This is a genomic window from Stappia sp. P2PMeth1 (genome assembly GCF_900185735.1).
Taxonomy (GTDB): Bacteria; Pseudomonadota; Alphaproteobacteria; order Rhizobiales; family Stappiaceae; genus Stappia.
On sequence record NZ_FYAW01000025.1, the window covers coordinates 19635 to 38184 of the forward strand.

General features: G+C 64.6%; 18 protein-coding genes. 10 read left to right on the forward strand and 8 right to left on the reverse strand.

The genetic code is table 11. The annotated features are described in order from the left end of the window. Nucleotide 1 precedes the first annotated feature (1 nt). Genes P2PM1_RS18675 through P2PM1_RS18690 form a run of 4 tightly spaced genes read right to left on the reverse strand, consistent with a single transcriptional unit; the run spans nt 2 to nt 3533 of the window. Nucleotides 2–712, reverse strand: coding sequence for a cytidylyltransferase domain-containing protein (locus P2PM1_RS18675; protein ID WP_186388524.1), 711 nt, complete (start codon nt 710–712; stop codon nt 2–4). Next, nucleotides 709–1458 (reverse strand): bifunctional 2-polyprenyl-6-hydroxyphenol methylase/3-demethylubiquinol 3-O-methyltransferase UbiG, encoded by a 750-nt coding sequence (locus tag P2PM1_RS18680; RefSeq protein ID WP_186400093.1) that lies wholly within the window; start codon nt 1456–1458, stop codon nt 709–711. Before P2PM1_RS18680 ends, P2PM1_RS18675 begins: the two co-directional genes overlap by 4 nt. Continuing rightward, complete coding sequence (locus tag P2PM1_RS18685; RefSeq protein ID WP_186400094.1) at nt 1455–2624, reverse strand: polysaccharide pyruvyl transferase family protein; 1170 nt, start codon at nt 2622–2624, stop codon at nt 1455–1457. The genes P2PM1_RS18680 and P2PM1_RS18685 overlap by 4 nt, the downstream gene beginning before the upstream one ends. A 39-nt stretch (nt 2625–2663) precedes the next feature. Continuing rightward, on the reverse strand, nt 2664–3533 hold the full coding sequence (locus P2PM1_RS18690) for an N-acetylneuraminate synthase family protein (protein ID WP_186400095.1): 870 nt from the start codon (nt 3531–3533) through the stop codon (nt 2664–2666). Between the two features lie 363 nt (nt 3534–3896). Between P2PM1_RS18690 and P2PM1_RS18695 the strand changes: the two genes are divergently transcribed. The 5 genes from P2PM1_RS18695 (at nt 3897) to flaF (ending at nt 9355) form a co-directional block, all read left to right on the forward strand. Next, complete coding sequence (locus P2PM1_RS18695) at nt 3897–5282, forward strand: flagellin (RefSeq protein ID WP_186400096.1); 1386 nt, start codon at nt 3897–3899, stop codon at nt 5280–5282. Nucleotides 5283–5511: 229 nt separating this feature from the next. Continuing rightward, on the forward strand, nt 5512–6900 hold the full coding sequence (locus P2PM1_RS18700) for a flagellin (RefSeq protein WP_186400097.1): 1389 nt from the start codon (nt 5512–5514) through the stop codon (nt 6898–6900). A gap of 210 nt (nt 6901–7110) precedes the next feature. Next, a complete protein-coding gene (locus tag P2PM1_RS18705; RefSeq protein WP_186400098.1) occupies nt 7111–8499 on the forward strand; it encodes a flagellin in 1389 nt (462 codons plus the stop codon). A gap of 108 nt (nt 8500–8607) precedes the next feature. After that, entirely contained in the window at nt 8608–9102 is a 495-nt protein-coding gene (gene flbT / locus P2PM1_RS18710; RefSeq protein ID WP_186400099.1) for a flagellar biosynthesis repressor FlbT, read from the forward strand. After that, nucleotides 9032–9355: a flagellar biosynthesis regulator FlaF gene (gene flaF, locus P2PM1_RS18715; RefSeq protein WP_244292915.1), complete on the forward strand. Its 324-nt coding sequence runs from the start codon at nt 9032–9034 to the stop codon at nt 9353–9355. Before flbT ends, flaF begins: the two co-directional genes overlap by 71 nt. Before the next feature lie 299 nt (nt 9356–9654). Here the strand turns inward: flaF and P2PM1_RS18720 are convergent, their stop codons facing one another. The 3 genes from P2PM1_RS18720 to P2PM1_RS18730 all read right to left on the reverse strand — a co-directional run bounded on the left by P2PM1_RS18720 (nt 9655) and on the right by P2PM1_RS18730 (nt 14560). After that, on the reverse strand, nt 9655–11184 hold the full coding sequence (locus tag P2PM1_RS18720; RefSeq protein ID WP_186400100.1) for a flagellar protein: 1530 nt from the start codon (nt 11182–11184) through the stop codon (nt 9655–9657). Nucleotides 11185–11192: 8 nt separating this feature from the next. Then, a complete protein-coding gene (flgK, locus tag P2PM1_RS18725) occupies nt 11193–13076 on the reverse strand; it encodes a flagellar hook-associated protein FlgK (protein ID WP_186386140.1) in 1884 nt (627 codons plus the stop codon). An 80-nt stretch (nt 13077–13156) separates the two neighbouring features. Then, entirely contained in the window at nt 13157–14560 is a 1404-nt protein-coding gene (locus tag P2PM1_RS18730) for a flagellar hook protein FlgE (protein ID WP_186386141.1), read from the reverse strand. A 286-nt stretch (nt 14561–14846) separates the two neighbouring features. Between P2PM1_RS18730 and P2PM1_RS18735 the strand changes: the two genes are divergently transcribed. Both P2PM1_RS18735 and P2PM1_RS18740 read left to right on the forward strand, forming a co-directional pair. Beyond that, the gene (locus tag P2PM1_RS18735) at nt 14847–15692 is read left to right on the forward strand and encodes a MoxR family ATPase (RefSeq protein ID WP_186400101.1); all 846 of its coding nucleotides are present in this window, start codon (nt 14847–14849) and stop codon (nt 15690–15692) included. 4 nt (nt 15693–15696) lie between these two features. Next, on the forward strand, nt 15697–16236 hold the full coding sequence (locus P2PM1_RS18740; RefSeq protein ID WP_186400102.1) for a hypothetical protein: 540 nt from the start codon (nt 15697–15699) through the stop codon (nt 16234–16236). Between the two features lie 87 nt (nt 16237–16323). On the opposite strand, the gene P2PM1_RS18745 is transcribed toward P2PM1_RS18740, so the two are convergent. Next, the gene (locus P2PM1_RS18745) at nt 16324–16977 is read right to left on the reverse strand and encodes a hypothetical protein (protein WP_186400103.1); all 654 of its coding nucleotides are present in this window, start codon (nt 16975–16977) and stop codon (nt 16324–16326) included. 94 nt (nt 16978–17071) lie between these two features. Between P2PM1_RS18745 and P2PM1_RS18750 the strand changes: the two genes are divergently transcribed. The 3 genes from P2PM1_RS18750 (at nt 17072) to P2PM1_RS18760 (ending at nt 18548) form a co-directional block, all read left to right on the forward strand. Further along, on the forward strand, nt 17072–17641 hold the full coding sequence (locus tag P2PM1_RS18750; protein ID WP_186400104.1) for a DUF2975 domain-containing protein: 570 nt from the start codon (nt 17072–17074) through the stop codon (nt 17639–17641). 12 nt (nt 17642–17653) lie between these two features. Then, nucleotides 17654–17872: a helix-turn-helix transcriptional regulator gene (locus tag P2PM1_RS18755; RefSeq protein ID WP_186400105.1), complete on the forward strand. Its 219-nt coding sequence runs from the start codon at nt 17654–17656 to the stop codon at nt 17870–17872. Between the two features lie 76 nt (nt 17873–17948). After that, nucleotides 17949–18548 (forward strand): histidine phosphatase family protein, encoded by a 600-nt coding sequence (locus P2PM1_RS18760; protein WP_244301566.1) that lies wholly within the window; start codon nt 17949–17951, stop codon nt 18546–18548. Nucleotides 18549–18550 lie beyond the last annotated feature (2 nt).

Below are 18550 nucleotides of genomic sequence, written 5' to 3' on the forward strand. Positions count from 1 at the left end.
GTCACATCTGGATCGGATGGATCTCGAGATTGCGCTCAAGCCGCTCGAGCATCAGTTCCGCAACGGCGATGTCGTCGCGCTCGTCGATTTCCACGACTTCCTCGTCGCTGGTCTCCCAGAAGCCGATACGTCCCGTCAGCCGGCATCCGGTCCGCTCGAAACTGTCCGTGCGGAACAGGTAGAAGTTGCCGGTCTCGCGATAATAGCGGTCCTCGGCCGGGATCTGCTGGCGCATCAGCCGGTTGTGCGGATCGTAAAGCGGCTGCGGCTCGGGCAGGTTGCGCCAGATGTAGTTGCGGATGAGCCTGGCGGAGAAGAGCGAGTCGTAGCCCCCGTCCGTGAAATGCCGGAAGGCATCGGCCAGCGTGTCCCTGCGCCGCACCGGCGAAGTGACCTGCGGGAACAGGATCGCATCCGGCTTGTCCGCCCGGCACATATGCTGGATCGCATGGCGCAGCGAGGCCTCCGCCGGCGAGGTGTCGGTCGCGAATTCGTCCGGCCGCAGCACCGGCACGCGCGCCCCGTAAGCCCTTGCCGTCTCCGCGATTTCCTCGCTGTCGGTCGAGACGACGACGTCGCGCACGAAGCCTGCGGCCTGCGCCGCCTCGATGGTCCAGGCAATCAACGGCTTGCCGAAGACCGGCACGACATTCTTGCGCGGGATCCCTTTCGAACCGCCACGCGCCAGCACGATCGCATCACAGATCATCATGTCTTTTCCGCAAAAACCGTCACGAAGGAGCCCCAGAAGGCGGGCGACACGCCCGTTCCCGGGTCCTGCATCCGCTCGAAGGCCTCAAGGGTGGCAAAGCGCGTGCCGAAGAACGGATACTCCACCGAGGCGATGCGGAAGCCGCTGTCCCGCAGCAGTCGCATCAGCGAGTCGTCGGTGAAGAGGCTGACATGCGTCGGATCGTGGAGCAAGCGGTAGCGCTCGCCGAAAAGGCGCGCCGCGGCGCTGGCGAAATTGGGCGTGCCGACCACGAAAAGCCCGCCCGTGCGCAGCGCCTCGGCCACCAGCCGGACGAAGGCAACCGGCTCGTCGACATGCTCGATGACATGATGGGCGACGATCACATCGCAGGACGCAGGCTGGAAACGGCCGGGCTCCAGCACGCCGCGAAGGGTAGCGGCGCCGCTGCGCTGCGCCGCCATCTCCACCGCCTTTGCGGACGGATCGAGGCCGATCCGCTCGTGGCGTGGGTCGATCTGCTCGAGCAACTCGCCGAGACCGCAGCCGATATCGACCACCCGGCCGGGGGTCCGCGCATTCACCGCCTCGGCGATATAGGCAAGGTCGGCCTTGCGCATCTCCCGCTCGGCGGCGATGTCGCGCAGACGGCCGTCCGGATCGCGCTTGTCGTCCCAGTACTCGTCCGCCGACACCCGCGCCGGGTAGCGCACGAAGTAGTCGTCCGATCCGTAGAGTGCCAGGCAGCGGTCGATGATCGAACTCACGCAAACCCCTCCACCCGCGCCGCCAGCCAGCCGGCGAGATCATCATGGTGGGTCCTGAGCACCTGCCGCTCGCGGGCACGCACCTCCGCAAGGCGCCGGACGCTTGCGGCGGGATCGGCAAGATCGCGCGCCACATCGGCGAAAAGAGGCGCGAGATCGCTGTCCGCGGTCCAGGCATGACAGCGGTCTGCAAGCCCGAGCGCGCCGAACTGGCCGGCGATCTTGTGGTGTGTGGAGAGGCCGAAGACCGGCGTGCCGAAACCGATGGAGGCAAGGTTCGCATGATAGCGCATGGCGATGACGGCGGCGGCGCGACGATAGAGGTCGAAACTGGCCGACCAGCCGCCCTCCCCTTGCGCCAGTGCGGCAACGACGATGCGCTCGCGCCGCAACCTGTCGTCCAGCGCGGCGAGCACCGCGCCGATCGGCCCGAAATCGCTGTAGATATGGGGCACGAAGACACAGGTGAGCGTCTCGTCGGCGCCGAGCAACGTCTCTATCCCGGCGGCAATTCCGGCCGCGAAGCGGTCGGTCAGATCTTCGCCGCGGTCTCCGGCATAGCGCTTGTCCGGCATGTCGCCGGCAAGGTTGACGGCGACAAAGCGCTGCCCCTCCGGCAGGCCGGGATGGGCCCAGGGCGACGGCTCGGCGAACAGGCCGCCATCCGGGATCACCGGCATGGCATCGGCATAAGCGCTGCCCAGATGATCGCGGATCAGGTCGCTCGACCCGTCATTGCGCAGCGAGAACCGGCAATGATCGAAGCCGAGCATATCGTCGAGAAACGCCCGCGTCCGTGCCATCGCCACCGGACTGACGCCGCGCGTCGCGTCGACGCCGAGGCCATGGAACACGATCGGCCGCCGGATCGCGGCAAAGAGCTCGGGGCCCGCATCCAGATAGGTGCCGGAGGAGGTGGTCTCGCGCCAGAGCTGAAACAGGCTGAACCCGCCGATGACAACCAGATCCGCGCTGTTTGCCTCGTCCACGAACGCCCCGTCAAACGCGCGCCGGCGCCAGTGGATGAAGTCCCGCACCTCGATGGGGCGATGGTTCAGAGGAACCGGAAGATCGGCGGCGCGCGTCCGGTATTCGCCGTCATGCATGGCATTGTCGCCGAGATTGCCGACGAAGGAGGCCAGGTGCAGGACGGAGAGCGGGCGCATGCGGGCGGGGATCACGGAGCGGGGGTCACGATGGGACGGTCACAGCGCGGCCAGCGTATCCTTGCGCCGCAGCTTCTCCATCACGGGGCGCTCGCGGGCGTAGATATCGATGACGCCGTCGCCGCGAACCTTCTCGGCCAAGCGAATGCCGGCAATCATCTCCTTCATCTGCGCCACGTCGATGGAGGCCGACTGGTCGGAGCCCCACATGGTGCGGTCGAGAGTGAAGTGGCGCTCCACCGACACCGCGCCGAAGGCGATCGACAGGATGCTCGGCAGGATGCCCTCCTCATGTCCGGAATAGCCGATCTTGAGATGGGGAAAGCGCTCGCGCAGGGTGGAGATGCCGGCGAGATTGATCTCCTCGGGAAGCGCCGGATAGGTCGAGGTGCAGTGATAGAGGCAGGAGATCTGGCCGCCGGCCTCCTCGATGACTTCGACCGCCGCCTCGACCATCTTCAGATTGCACATGCCGGTGGAGATCAGCAGCGGCACCCCGCTGCGGGCGGCATGGACAAGCAGTTCCCGGTCGGTCACCGACGCCGACGCGATCTTCAGATAGGGAACGTCCAGCGCCACGAGAAAGTCGACCGCCGCCTCGTCCCAGGGCGAGGCATACCAGACGATCCCCAGGTCGGCGCAGAGCGCGGCAATCCGCTCATACTCAGCCCGGCCGAATTCGAGCCCCCGCTTCAGGTCGCCATTGGTCTCGCCCAAGGGCGACTTGCGCGGCCGCGACAGTTCCTCGGCGGAGTAGACGACATCGACGGTGCGCTTCTGAAACTTGACCGCATCGCAGCCGACACGGTGCGCGGCGCGGATCATCTCCAGCGCCAGGTCGATACTGCCATTGTGATTGATGCCGATCTCGGCGACCACCGTGCACTTGTCAAATGTGAAGAGGCTCATCTCGCGATCTTTTCGGGCTCGCGGCAAACGCGGGTTCCGATCAGGCCGGTCCGGCGCGTTCGCGGGTTTCACTGTCCTTACCCCCGCCAGGCGGCAGTTTCTTAACCGCTGCGAGGCAGCGGACGGCACCGGATCCTCGGCGGTGGCTGTTCGAGCACCTTCGCAGTATCTCCGTTTCGGGATGATTCGGCGAGCAGTTTTAAGCTCCTGCCGCAGGATGCGAGCCTCCGGCGGACCTGGTAACCGGCTGTTTACCCTAAGATACGTTAACCAATTGTTTTTACACTTGATTCCGGAACGACGGGGTACTTTCGCCTGGCAACGAGGATGCGTTGCTCGACCTGTTACCAGAAAGGTACACCAATGAGCGTTACTCTCTCCGCTGGCGTGCGCCAGAACCTTCTGTCGCTGCAGAAGACGGCCGACATGATGGCCCAGACCCAGAACCGTCTTGCCACCGGCAAGAAGGTCAACTCGGCCCTCGACAACCCGACCAACTTCTTCACCTCGCAGAATCTGAATTCGCGCGCCAACGAGCTGTCCAGCCTGCTCGACGGCATCTCCAACGCGACGAAGACCCTTGAAGCCGCCGACAACGGTATCAAGGCCATCACCAAGCTGGTGGAAAGCGCCCAGTCGACCGCCCGTCAGGCGCTGCAGGCTGGTTCCGCCGGCTCCGGCACCGTGGTGGAAAGCTCGTCCTCGATCTCGACCAACGGCCTGACGCCGGTTGCGGGCGAATCGATCCAGGACCAGGCCAAGCGCCAGACCCTGTCCAACCTCGGCTTCTCCAACGGCGACACGATCACCCTGCAGTCGACCGATACCAGGACCGGTGCGGTCTCCCAGATCGAAGTCACCGTCGGCACGACGCAGAAGGCGGACGGTTCGGGCGCGGTCTCGACCGTTCAGGACGTCCTCGACGTGATCAACGCCTCCGGCGTTGCCACCGCAGAGGTCACCGATGCCGGCAAGCTCAAGATTTCCGGTTCGGACACCGACACCCTGAGCCTGTCGATCGTCGACGTCGGCGGCGACGGCTCGACCGCGACCACCCAGCAGACCTCGCTGGCCGCCTCGCTCGGCTTCGGCACCAACACCTCGATCGATCTGTCCAGCCCGGCCGACGGCGACTACACGGATCCGGGCGAGACCCAGGTGACCTTCACCAATGGCGCCAGCGCCGGTGATGCCGACAGCTTCTCGATCACCACCCAGGCCAACCCGGCTGCGAACTCGACCACCCGCCAGAAGCTGGTGTCGCAGTTCAACGGCATCCTCGGTGAGATCGACAAGCTCGCGCAGGACACCTCCTTCAACGGCACCAACCTGATCAACTCGTCGACCTCGAAGCTCACCGTCTCCTTCAACGAGAAGCGCGACGCGGCCGGCAAGTCGGAGTTGACCATCCAGGGCAAGGACCTGACCTCCTCGGGTCTCAACCTGTCCAAGGTGTCGAGCCTCAGCGACACGGAAGCCAACCAGGCTCTCGACAAGCTGAGCAACGCCCTGACGACGCTGCGCGAGACGGCCTCGACCTTCGGCTCGAACCTCAACACGGTCACGATCCGCAAGGACTTCACCAAGGACCTGATCAACACCCTGCAGACGGGTGCCGACAACCTGGTGCTGGCCGACACCAACGAGGAAGGTGCCAACCTCCTCGCCCTGCAGACCCGCCAGTCGCTGTCCACCACGGCGCTGTCGCTGTCCTCGCAGGCCGACCAGGCCGTGCTGCGTCTCCTCTAAGACGCAGCTCGCCGAAAGGCGCAAAACGCTCTCGAAGGGCGGCGGGTCTCGACTCGCCGCCCTTTTTCGCGCCCCTTTCGATATGGTTAACAAACCATCTGTAATTGCATGCGAATTCGGATTTCGAGCCAGGTCTCGTTAACCTTAATTTAGCGTTTCCGGGTCAATTTGGCTGCGAGCCTCAGGACGAGGCCATGCGTAAATTTGGGCAGCCAGAAAGGATTTCCGAATGTCCGACATCACTCTCTCCGCCGGTGTGCGCCAGAACCTGCTGACGCTGCAGAGCACCGCCGACATGATGGCCACCACCCAGAACCGCCTTGCCACCGGCAAGAAGGTCAACTCGGCCCTCGACAACCCGACCAATTTCTTCACCTCGCAGTCGCTGTCGGCCCGCGCCAAGGACCTGACCAACCTGCTCGACGGTATCGGCAACGCGATCAAGACGATCGAGGCCGCCGACAACGGTATCACCGCCATCACCAAGCTGGTGCAGAGCGCCCAGTCGACCGCCCGCCAGGCGCTGCAGGATGGCTCCGCCGGCTCCGGCACCGTGGTGGAAAGCTCCTCCTCGATCTCGACCAACGGCCTGACCCCGATCTCGGGCGAATCGATCCAGGACCAGGCGCGCCGCCAGACCCTGTCCAACCTCGGCTTCTCCAACGGCGACACGATCACCCTGCAGACCACCAACACCACGAACGGTGCGGTGGCCCAGATCCAGATCGAGGTCGGCACGACGCAGAAGGTGGACGGTTCGGGCGTGGTGTCGACCGTTCAGGACGTCCTCGACGTGATCAACGCCTCCGGCGTTGCCACCGCAGAGGTCACCGATGCCGGCAAGTTCAAGATCACCGGTTCGGACGCCGAGACGATCAACCTGTCGATCGTCGACGTCGGCGGCGACGGCTCGACCGCGACCACCCAGCAGACCTCGCTGGCCGCCTCGCTCGGCTTCGGCACCAACACCTCGATCGATCTGTCCAGCCCGGCCGACGGTGACTATACGGATCCGGGCGAGACCCAGGTGACCTTCACCAATGGCGCCACCGCCGGTGATGCCGACAGCTTCTCGATCACCACCCAGGCCAATCCGGCGTCGAACTCGACCACCCGCCAGAAGCTGGTGTCGCAGTTCAACGGCATCCTCGGTGAGATCGACAAGCTCGCGCAGGACACCTCGTTCAACGGCATCAACCTGATCAACTCCTCGTCCGCGAAGCTCACCGTCGCCTTCAACGAGAAGCGCGATGCCGCCAGCAAGTCGGAGCTGATCATCCAGGGCGAGGATCTGACCTCCTCGGGCCTCAACCTCACCAAGACGACCAGCCTCAACGACACCGAGGCCAACAACGCCCTCGACGAGCTCTCCAAGGCGCTGATCACCCTGCGTGAGGCCGGATCCAAGTTCGGCTCCAGCCTGTCCACGGTGCAGATCCGCAAGGACTACACCAAGGCCTCGATCAACACCCTGCAGACCGGTGCCGACAACCTGGTGCTGGCCGACACCAACGAGGAAGGCGCCAACCTCCTCGCCCTGCAGACCCGCCAGCAGTTGTCCACCACGGCGCTGTCGCTGTCCTCGCAGGCCGACCAGGCCGTGCTGCGTCTCTTCTAAGAACGCAGCTCGCCGAAAGGCGCAAAACGCTCTCGAAGGGCGGCGGGTTTCGACCCGCCGCCCTTTCCTTTTGGGTTTCTTTCAAATTTCTAAAGCGCCGGTCGCGATTTGCGACATGGTTAACCTGTCGTTAGGAATTTCAGCTCAATTATTAACGCGTTCTCAGAATGAGATGCGCCCGGGACAAGGGCGGCGCGAAAGGATTTCCGAATGTCCGACATCACTCTCTCCGCCGGTGTACGCCAGAACCTGCTGACGCTGCAGAGCACCGCCGACATGATGGCCACCACCCAGAACCGCCTTGCCACCGGCAAGAAGGTCAACTCGGCCCTCGACAACCCGACCAATTTCTTCACCTCGCAGTCGCTGTCGGCCCGCGCCAAGGACCTGACCAACCTGCTCGACGGTATCGGCAACGCGATCAAGACGATCGAGGCCGCCGACAACGGTATCACCGCCATCACCAAGCTGGTGCAGAGCGCCCAGTCGACCGCCCGCCAGGCGCTGCAGGATGGCTCCGCCGGCTCCGGCACCGTGGTGGAAAGCTCCTCCTCGATCTCGACCAACGGCCTGACCCCGATCTCGGGCGAATCGATCCAGGACCAGGCGCGCCGCCAGACCCTGTCCAACCTCGGCTTCTCCAACGGCGACACGATCACCCTGCAGACCACCAACACCACGAATGGTGTGGTCTCCCAGATCCAGGTCACCGTCGGCACGACGCAGAAGGTGGACGGTTCGGGCGTGGTGTCGACCGTTCAGGACGTCCTCGACGTGATCAACGCCTCCGGCGTTGCCACCGCAGAGGTCACCGATGCCGGCAAGTTCAAGATCACCGGTTCGGACGCCGAGACGATCAACCTGTCGATCGTCGACGTCGGTGGCGACGGCTCGACCGCGACCACCCAGCAGACCTCGCTGGCCGCCTCGCTCGGCTTCGGCACCAACACCTCGATCGATCTGTCCAGCCCGGCCGACGGTGACTACACGGATCCGGGCGAGACCCAGGTGACCTTCACCAATGGCGCCACCGCCGGTGATGCCGACAGCTTCTCGATCACCACCCAGGCCAATCCGGCGTCGAACTCGACCACCCGCCAGAAGCTGGTGTCGCAGTTCAACGGCATCCTCAGCGAGATCGACAAGCTCGCGCAGGACACCTCGTTCAACGGCATCAACCTGATCAACTCCTCGTCTTCGAAGCTCACCGTCGCCTTCAACGAGAAGCGCGATGCCGCCAGCAAGTCGGAGCTGATCATCCAGGGTGAGAACCTCACCTCCTCGGGCCTCAACATCACCAAGACCGTCAGCCTCAACGACACTGAGGCGAACCAGGCTCTCGACGAGCTCTCCAAGGCGCTGATCACCCTGCGCGAGGCCGGATCCAAGTTCGGCTCCAGCCTGTCCACGGTGCAGATCCGCAAGGACTTCACCAAGGCCTCGATCAACACCCTGCAGACCGGCGCCGACAATCTGGTGCTGGCCGACACCAACGAGGAAGGTGCCAACCTCCTCGCCCTGCAGACCCGCCAGCAGTTGTCTACCACGGCGCTGTCGCTGTCCTCGCAGGCCGACCAGGCCGTGCTGCGTCTCTTCTAAGGTAAATACTAGGCAAACATTTCCTGGCGGCGGGATTCCCGCCGCCTTTTTTGCTTCAGGACACCTTAAAATCTTGCCTGAATCACTTCGTTGTGCGAGTATTCGAACATGGCACTGAAGATCGAACTGCGGCCAAGGGAAAGGTTTATCGTCGGGTCCACCGTGATCACGAACGGGGATCACCGGACGCATATCTTCATCGAGGGCAGCGAACCGATCCTTCGCGAGAAAGACATCTATACGGCGGAAACGGCAAACACCCCCGCCAAACGGATCTATCTTGCTGTGCAGCTCATGTATCTCAACCAGGATATCGAGCGACACAGGAAGGTCTATTTCGACCTGGTGAACGACTTCATTCAGGCGGCACCGAGCACCATCGGCCTGATCGACGCCGTCAACAATGAGATCTTAACCGGTTCTCTCTACGCTGCCTTGCGACGGGCGAAGGAACTGGTCGAGTACGAACGGGAACTGATCGCACATGCACAATCTGGCCACCGCAGCATATCAGCAGACGACGCAATCGACCGTGAGCCCGCGCGAACTGGAAGCCACGCTGCTTCTCAAGGCGGCAGCCAGGCTTCAGGCGGTCAAGGATGACTGGGGCACCGAGGGCGGCCCCGTCTCTCTGGACGAGGCGCTGTCCTACAACCGCCGTCTCTGGACGATCCTGGCGACCTCGGTGACGAGCAACGACAACCCGATGCCGCTGGAGATCAAACAGAATCTCGGTTCGCTCGGCGCCTTCATCCTCAAGCACACGCTCGATGTGATGACAAATCCGAGCCCGGAGCGGCTGACGACGCTGATCCAGATCAACCGGAACATCGCCCAGGGCCTGCGCGGCACCTGACCGGCGCCGCCTTTGCAAGATCCCTTCGAACGCCGGCCTTGGGCCGGCGTTTTTCGTACTGGGCAGGCGGGTGGCCGTATGGCCCGCATCGGACCAAGGCGCCGAGATGCTGACCCATCGCGCCTTGAAATTGCTCAGGCGCCGCACGGGCTTGACTAGAGCCAAGCACACCGACAGTTGGTATCAGACGTCAGGCCACGAGCAGAAACCCCGGCGAACCGTGTTCGCCGGGGTTTCTGCAGGTAGGTTGAAGCGACGCCCCAGAAAAGCGCCGCCGACCCGATCAGCCGGCGGTCCCGTTACAGGTACTTCGACAGCGACAGTTGCAGCATGATGCTGGTTGCCTGGTAGCTCACTTCCAGATTGGTCCGCAAGGTCAGGAGCTTGGCTGCCACCTCCTCCCGATTGACCCCTTCGATCCCGTCGACGATCAACTGGAGCGCGCCCTCTTCGACCCGGTGCCGCTCCTTGGCATCCGCCACCGTCCGCTGGACCGCCGCGAATTCCATATGGTTCTTGCGGATGCCCGACGCATCCGCGCCACTCGGCGTCAGCACCGCGTTGGAGCGATCGGCCATCGCCTGATAGAAGCGCTGGTTCTCGGGCTGGGACGGCGAGAAGTCGGAGGCGACAAAGGCCGCGAGAGCTTGCACCACCTGGCGATAGCCGTCTTCGTTGGCGCGGGCGCCGTACCCGACCGTCAGATTCTCGTCGATCGTCGCCTTCATGTCCGCCCGCGGACTGCCGGGGGAATTGTCGCCGACATACCAGGCGACCGTATCGGGCGTGCCGTCGCGCAGGGACGTTGCCGTCGCGAAGTCGCCCGCATTCGGAACCACCCGCGCCTGCGGCAGGTAGCCGGGCGGCACCGGAGACTTCGGCGCGGTGTCGAAGAACGCATCGGAGGCACGCATGGTCGAAGCCGCCTTGAGTTCCGTGCCGGCCAGCGTCTGCAACGCAGTGTCCAGCGCGGCCTTGAAGTTCTCCGCCGTGTCGGCGGGGGTCGCCCCGCGCTGGAAGGTGAACTCCGGGTCCTGGGATGCGCCCTGGACGCCGATCGTGATTTCCGTCTGTGTCCCATCGGGCAGATTGACGAAAACCCGGATACCCTCGCCGGGTTCCGGCTGTCCGGTGAAGTCGACCTCCAGCGACGCCGGCGGTCCCGCCGTCTGTGTGACGGAGGCATTGCTGAGGCCGGACGAGACGTTGTCGATCTTGAAACCGAACGGGTGGTCACCGTCCTCGGCAAAGGTCACCTGGCTGCCGACCACCGCAGTCGTGGTCCGCCCGTTGCCGAGCGCACCGAGATCCGCCTGATTGTACTCGCTGATCACCGTCTGCAAGCCGGCATAGTTGCCGTTGCCCGCGAGAATGAAGTCGAGACTCTGTACCGGCAGCGTGTCGGCCGTCTTGCCGGAGAACAGGTAGCGGCCGCCCACATCGGTGTTGAGATGCGCCATGAACTCGCGCAACGCGATCTCCGCCGACGTCTGGCTGGAGGTGCGGCCGTTGGAGAACAGCTCGAAATTGTTGCGATCTGTCGTGGCCTTGGCTTCGATGCGGATCGCCTCCAGGCGCCCGCTGGTCTTGTCGAGAGCATCCAGCCGCAAGCCGGCGATCTGGATGGTCTGCCGATAGACCCCGACGGACGAGAGCTGCTGGCGGATCGACAGGTTGAGCACCCGCTCGGATCCCAGCCCGCCATAGGTTTCCGCCTTGAGGCCGGTGCCGAGCTGGCGCTGCAGGTCATCCATCTGCGAGCGCAGGGCCGTCAGGTAACTGACCTGCCGAGGCAGCGTGAAGCTGTTGCTGTACGGATTGATCGCCATGGCTCTCGCTAGCTCCGCATCAGGATATCGAAGAGTTCTCTCACCACCTGCATCACCCGCGCATTGGCCGCATAGGCATTCTGCAGGGTGACGAGATGCGCCAGTTCCTGGTCGACATCGACCTTGGAACTGTCGTCAAGACGTGTCTTCAGGTTCTGGGTTACCACCTGCTGGCCGGCCAGAGCCGCTTTCGCCTGGGCGGAACGCCCGCTTTGATGCGAGACGCTGGCGGTGACGAAGTCGGCGATGGAGCCCTTGAAGACGGAGCTGCTGCCGCCGATCCGGGTGCCCGGCGAGAAGGCCGTCGACGTCCCCTTCAGCTTGTCGAGGATCGCCTGCGGCCGTGTCGCATCGCCGGTGGCGACCCCGGGCGCATACTCGACGAGCAGCGCCGGGTCGTTCAGGATCTCCTGCGACACACGGATGCGCGAGGCGAAGCCGGTGGTGTTGGGTCGCCCGTCCGCAATCCCCGTGAACGCGCTGCCATTGTCGTCGACGAAGAGCGAGAACGCATCGCCAAAGGCCGAGGAACTCCCGGCGGTTTCCAGGGCGCTGAGCCGCTCGATACGAACGCTTCCCGGTGCCGTGCTTTCCAGCCGAAGGGTCGAGCCGCCCGGAGCGGAGGCTGCGAAGGTGCCCGCACCGATCCGCGGATCGGCGTCGAGGGCCGCCTGGATATTGGCGGCGATGGTGGTGTAGTCGCCGCTGGAGAAATCGACAGCCAGGAAGATGTCGTTGGAATCGTTGGTTGCCGTCAGGGCCGGCGGGGTCGGACCATCGCTGCGATAGATGGTGACCGACTTGGTTCGCCCGGTGGCGAGATCCTTGTACTCGAAGCTGAGACTGTCGCCCGGCTGCAGGTTGGCAAGATCGACCTCGTAGCCGGTCTGAACGCCGGCATCGATATGAGGCGTTCCCTGCTGCTCGTGCGTGGAGAAGGCGCGGGCGACGGCTGCGGCGATCTCGTCGAGCTGGGTCTGGGCATGCACCAGCGCCTCGTCGCGCATGTTGATGAGGCCGGCAATCGACCCGCTGCGCAACGTCCGTGTCGAAAGCAGGTCGATCTGACTGCCCTCGGAATTCTCCAGGACCAGCGTTCCAACGCCCCGCAGGTCGCCATCCATCGAATAGAGCGCGTTGGAATTGACGCTGCCGCGGGCATCGAACTTCAGCTTCATCACGTCGACATCGTAGAGCAGCGTGCCGCCACCCATGTGGATGCGGACGCCGCCCTGTTCCGTCGGCTTGACCGTGATGTCGATATATCCCGCAAGTTCCTCCAGCATCGTGTCGCGCTTGTCCATCAAGCCGACGGGGGCAGACCCGTCCTGCGAGGAGGCGACGATCTGGCGGTCGAGCTGCTGAATGTCCGCTAGAAGCGCATTGACCCGGTCGACCTGGTCGGCGATCTGATACTCGACCTCCTGCCGCATCGACTGGATGTCGTTGGACATCGAGTTCAGCTTGCCCGCCAGTTGCTCCGCCATGCGCAGGACTTCGAGCCGGTTGGAATAGTCCTCCGGCCCCGAGACAAGGTTCGACATCGATGCCAGGAAGGCATTGTAGGAGTTCGACAGCGAGCCGGCATCGCCGATCGTCCCGAACAGGGTGTCGATCCGCGCCAGATATTGCTGCGAGACCGAGGCGTAGTTGTATTCCGCCAGCGAGGTGCGGTACTGGCTCTGGACCGCCACATCCAGGTATCGGCGCATGCTGTCGACATTGAGGCCGGTGATCCGGCCGTTGCCGTCATAGGCCGCCGAGGCGCTGATCGACTTGCGCGTGTAGCCGACAGTGTCGGCATTGGCGATGTTGCTCGCTGTCACATCGAGCTGGCGCTGGTTGTAGCCAAGCCCGATCAAAGCGGTATTGAGAGCGCTGCTCAGTCCCATGGCCTCACCCGGCGTTGGCCTCTCGGCGTCGCAAGGACCGGCTGGCGCAAAGACGCCAGCCGGCCGAATTCAGGCCCGCGTCAGCGGATCATGTTGATCGCTTCCTTCAGCATCTGGTCGCTGGAGCTGACGATGCGGGTATTGGCCGAATAGGCCTGCTGCGTGATGATCAGCTTGGAGAATTCGTCGGCGATGTCGGTATTGGACGCCTCCAGCCGCTTGCCGATGATCTTGCCGTTCGCCCCGGCGATCGGCTCGCCCGATTCCGGCGTCACCTCGAAGGCGCCGCCGCTGACGCGCTCCAGCCAGGCCTCGCCCGAGAACGTGACCAGCGAGATCTCGTAGAGTTCGCGGGTCCGGCCGTTGGAGTAGGAGGCGACCAGGCGGCCGGCTTCGGAAACCGTGACGCCGGTCAGGTCGCCGGCGGGATAGCCGTTCTGGATCAGCTTGGAGATCTTCGCGCTGCCGTTGCTGTCGGCGAACTGGGTCAGCGCATTGGTGCCGAAGCTGAGCGTGACATTGCCGACCGGCTGCCCGTCGACATTGAGGCCGGTCATCGTCATCGTATCGTTGGCCGGCAGCGTCATGCGGCCGTTGGCGCCGAACTGGGCATCGGAGACCTTGACCCACTTGTCATCGGTGCCGGTCGCCTGGGAATCCGCGAGATAGTAGAGCGACCAGGTGTCCGGCTGGGTGCCATCGTCCTCGAACGTCTTGGCCCAGCGCATCTGCACGTTCACCGGCGTGCCGTTGGCGTTGTAGACGGTGATGGCCTCGCCGGCGATCGAACTGTTGAGGAACGTGACCTCGTCATCGGCAGAAATGGAGTTGGCGCCGACCACATGGGTGGCGGGCGCGCCGTCCGGCGCCACGCCGGTGGAGGCCTTGGTCAGGGAGCTGTCGAGCGTATCCGATCCGCCGGCCAGCTTGGTGCTGGTCTGCGGCGTGGTCGGCAGGTTGCCCTCGTAGTTGATGCGGTCGGTCACCACCGCCGGGATCACCGAGGTATCGATGGTGATGATCGAGGGAACCGAACCGGAGACGTTCTTGGTCACCGGATCGATCGGCTGCCCCATCAGGTAGTAGCCGGCGCCGTTGACCAGGCGCCCCTCCTTGTCGACCTCGAAGTCGCCGCGGCGGGTGTAAAGGTCGTTGCCGGTGAAAATGGAGCGGCCGTCGACTTCGCCGGCCCGGCTCTGCACGACGAAATAGCCGCTGCCGTTGATGCCCATATAGGTGTCGACCTGGCTCTGCTGCAGGTCGCCCTGAATGCCGTTGGTCGCCCGCGACGTCGCCGAGACCGTGCCGGCCAACTGGTTGGGCTGCGCGCCCTTGCCGCCGCCGACCAGATCGGAGAACGACGTATCGAGCCGCTTGTATCCGACGGTCGCCGAGTTGGCGATGTTACCCGAGATGTTCTCCAGCGCACGAGCCTGCGCGGAAAGGCCGGACACGGCCGCGTTCAATGCACCAAAAACACCCATGTGAACCTCCAGAACGGATCGGATGGCGTGGCGAGGCCCGTCGAACGGACCACGCTCTTGCCTCCCGAGTTCGCAAGTGTCGTGCCAGTTCCGGAAAACTCCGCAACTCATTGAAAGAAAAGGAAACAAGGATTTGAAGAGGACAGGCGCCAGGGTCTGGCCGGCAGCTTTGTCCTCCCTGCCCGGCAAGTCCTGCCGGGCAGGGCCGACAACCGGGCAGCTCTTGCGCAGCACCGTCCCGCCCCATACTGTGCCGCGCATTGGGATCGTTCTGACGGGAAGACACATGCGTTTTGAAGGCACGTCCGGCTATGTCGCCACCGAGGATCTGCGGATTGCCGTCAATGCGGCGATCGCACTGCAGAGGCCGCTGCTGGTGAAAGGCGAGCCGGGCACCGGAAAAACCGTGCTGGCACAGGAGATCGCCGCAGCGCTCGGGGCGAACCTCATCGAATGGCACATCAAGTCGACGACCAAGGCCCAGCAGGGTCTTTACGAGTACGATGCCGTCTCACGCCTGCGCGACAGCCAGCTCGGCGATGACCGGGTCCACGACATCGCCAACTACATCCGCAAGGGACGGCTGTGGGAGGCCTTCACCGCCGACACCCGTCCGGTGCTGCTGATCGACGAGATCGACAAGGCGGATATCGAGTTCCCCAACGACCTTCTGCGCGAACTCGACCGCATGGAGTTCCACGTCTACGAGACCGGCGAGACCATCAGCGCCCGCCAGCGTCCGGTGGTCATCATCACCTCGAACAACGAGAAGGAACTGCCCGACGCGTTCCTGCGGCGCTGCTTCTTCCACTACATCACCTTCCCCGACGCCCAGACCATGTCGGACATCGTCGATGTGCACTTCCCCGGCCTGAAGCAGGAGCTGCTGCGCGAGGCGCTGAAAGTGTTCTATGACCTGCGCGAAACGCCGGGCCTGAAGAAGAAGCCCTCCACCTCGGAACTGCTCGACTGGATCAAGCTGCTGCTCAACGAGGACATCGACGCGGCAACGCTGCGCGAGCGCGACGGGCGCAAGCTGATCCCGCCGCTGCACGGCGCCCTGCTGAAGAACGAACAGGACGTGCAACTGTTCGAGAAGCTCGCCTTTCTCAGCCGGCGCGACGGACGCTGACGCGATGGCGCGCCGGCAGGTCCCGCTTGCCGCTTCGCTCTTCGCCCTGCTGCTCCTGACGGCGGCTTGGGCGGTCCCGGCCATGGCCCAGGACAAGGGCACGGATGCGGGCTGGACCAATGTCATCAACGGCATGCGGCACTTCACCGGCCTCGTCTGTCCGGACAAGCTGGCATCGCTCAACCGCACCCGCGTGCTCTCCGGTTCGGCCGACCGGCACGCCGGCTGCGTCTATCAGAATGCCGAAGGCATCTCGGCGGTGCTGCGGACCCATCCCTCCGGCGCCGGCGAGCAGGCGGCGCGCGCATTCCGCGACCGCTTCCACGCCGCCGGTTTCAAAACGGCGGAGATGACCGGCGCGGCCGCCAGCGGCATCTCCTTCCTGACCGGCGCGCGCGGCGGCAAGGAGCGATGCGAGACGCTGTGGCGCTTGCGCAACGGCAGCGCCGATTTCACCCTGTGGATCGCCTACTCGCTCCCGGACGAAAGCGGCGAAATCGGCGCGCTGGTGGCAGCCTTCGCCCGGCTGCTCGCCTCGCGCTAGTGTGGTGAATGTGGAGTACGCCTCGTTTTCGCAGCGTGCCGGCGAGCGTATTTCCGCTTCGAAAACCGCACTAGAAACATATGCTTGCTAGTTCGCTCCTTCGCCTCCGGCCTCCGGGCAGGGACCGATCGGACCGGCCTCGGGGGCACCTGCCTCGATCATTGCCTTGCCGAGGTCGAAGTCGCGCAGCAGAGGCACGAAACCGTCGGTCTCTTTCGCGGCGAGATAGGTCGAGACGAGCGCCGGACCCGGCGGCACGGCCGGCAACCGGCAGCCGGCGACCGCGACGCTGAGGCTCCCCTCCAGCGCGGCCCGTTCCTCCGGAGACTGCCGGCGCAGGATCGCTTGCGTGTCGGCGAACCGCTGCACATCCTCGGCGGCAACGCGATAGACGCGCAGCTCGGTTCCTCTCCGGCGTTCCCTGCCAAGCGACACGAGGTCTTCAGCCGCCGCGCTCTCGCGAAAGCGCACCTCCTCCCGCAGGACCGTGCGTCCGTCCGACTTGCGCTTCTGCTCGACAACCATGCGCGCGCCGCCCGGGATCACCCGGATCCAGTCGGGATGGCGGACGGCAATCCTCAGCCGCTCGGGATCGGTCGTCTCCAGGTCGAAGTTGCGCAGGCTGATCAGGCTTCCCAGCGGCACATGACCGCAGGAGGCGGCAAGCGCCGCGGCGATCAGGATGCCCGCGAGATAGGCGATCTGCCGGACGGAGAGAGGAAGGAAACGCGGCTTTCGCATGGAGGCCTCCAGGGGGTCGAACTCAAATCGCCGTTGACGAGATTTTTTTATCGTATAACAGTAAAAAATATAAATTCAAGAATGAGGATCACAAATGGCGTACAGCGCGACTGCCCTTGCCGGCGACAACCCGCGCCTGGCCCGGATCGTCCGGGTCAGCCGCACCATGGCGACGATCACCCTGATTGCCGCGGCAGCGGTTCCTGCCATCCTGCTCGCCGTGCTCGTCTTCGATCCCCCCGGCCTCGATGAATGGCTCATCGAGGCGCTGAAGGCGTCGAGCCGGACGGTGCTGACAACCGAGACACGCATCGCAGCCATGGTCATTGCCGCCGTGCCCGTCGCTCTGGGCGTGACCGTCCTGCTGCTGCTCCACCGTCTCTTCCTGGGCTTTGCCCGTGCCCAGATCCTGGTCCCGGACAGCGGCCGCATCCTGCGGCGCATCGGCATCGTGATCGTGACCCTCGGACCGCTCGAGATCCTGCTGCGCGCCCTTGCCAGCGTTGTTCTCAGCCTGCCGAACCCTCCCGGCGAGCGGGAGATCGTCATCGGCATCTCCAGCGACGACATCACCACGATCATCTCGGGCATCCTGCTGATCGTGCTCGGCTGGACCCTGGAAGAGGCTGCAAGAATTGCGGACGAAAACCGTCAATTCGTGTAGGAGGATCGGACCATGCCGATCATCATCAACCTCGACGTCATGCTGGCGCGCCGGAAGATGCGCTCGCGCGAACTGGCCGAGCGCATCGGCATCACCGAGCAGAACGTCTCACTGCTGAAGTCCGGCAAGGTGAAGGGCGTGCGGTTCGAGACGCTGGAGCGGATCTGCGAGGTTCTCGAATGCCAACCCGGCGATATCCTGGAATACCGCACGTCCAATGGCGACGATTGAGCGGCGGCACGCTGCCGATGCCCGATTTGACCGGACACCTGCCGGCTGCCTGTGATTAAATCGATCTCCACTGCCAATGCCGGGAGCCACTGCCGCCATGCTGCGCCTGCTGTTGCTGAGACATGCGAAATCGGACTGGGGCCAGCCGGGCCTGTCCGACTTCCAGCGCCCGCTCAACGAGCGGGGACGGCAGGCCGCCCCGGAGGTCGGGGCCCATATGGCCCGGCACGGGCTGCAGCCGGCGCGCATCCTGTGTTCCAGCGCGCAGCGCACCCGCGAGACGCTGGCCGCCCTGCTGCCCGCCTTCACCGGCGAGGCGGACATCCACGTCACCCGGGCTCTCTATGACCAGTCCGAGTTCGGCTATCTCGGGCTCATCCGCAGCCTCGGCGGCGCCGCCCGCAGCCTGCTCGTCGTCGGCCACAATCCGGCGACCCAGGACACCGCCCTGTCGCTGATCGGCGCCGGCAACCCGGCCCTGCGCGAGGCGATCGGCGCGAAATATCCGACCGCGGCGCTCGCCGTGATCGACTTCGACGCCTCGGCCTGGTCCGCCGTCGAACCGGGCTCCGGCCGGGTCGTCGCCTATTGCCTGCCGCGACACCTGTCCGGGACCAGCTCTCTGTCCGCGCTGCCGGAGGCAGCCAATGACGGTGTGCCGGCCACAGACCGCTGAAC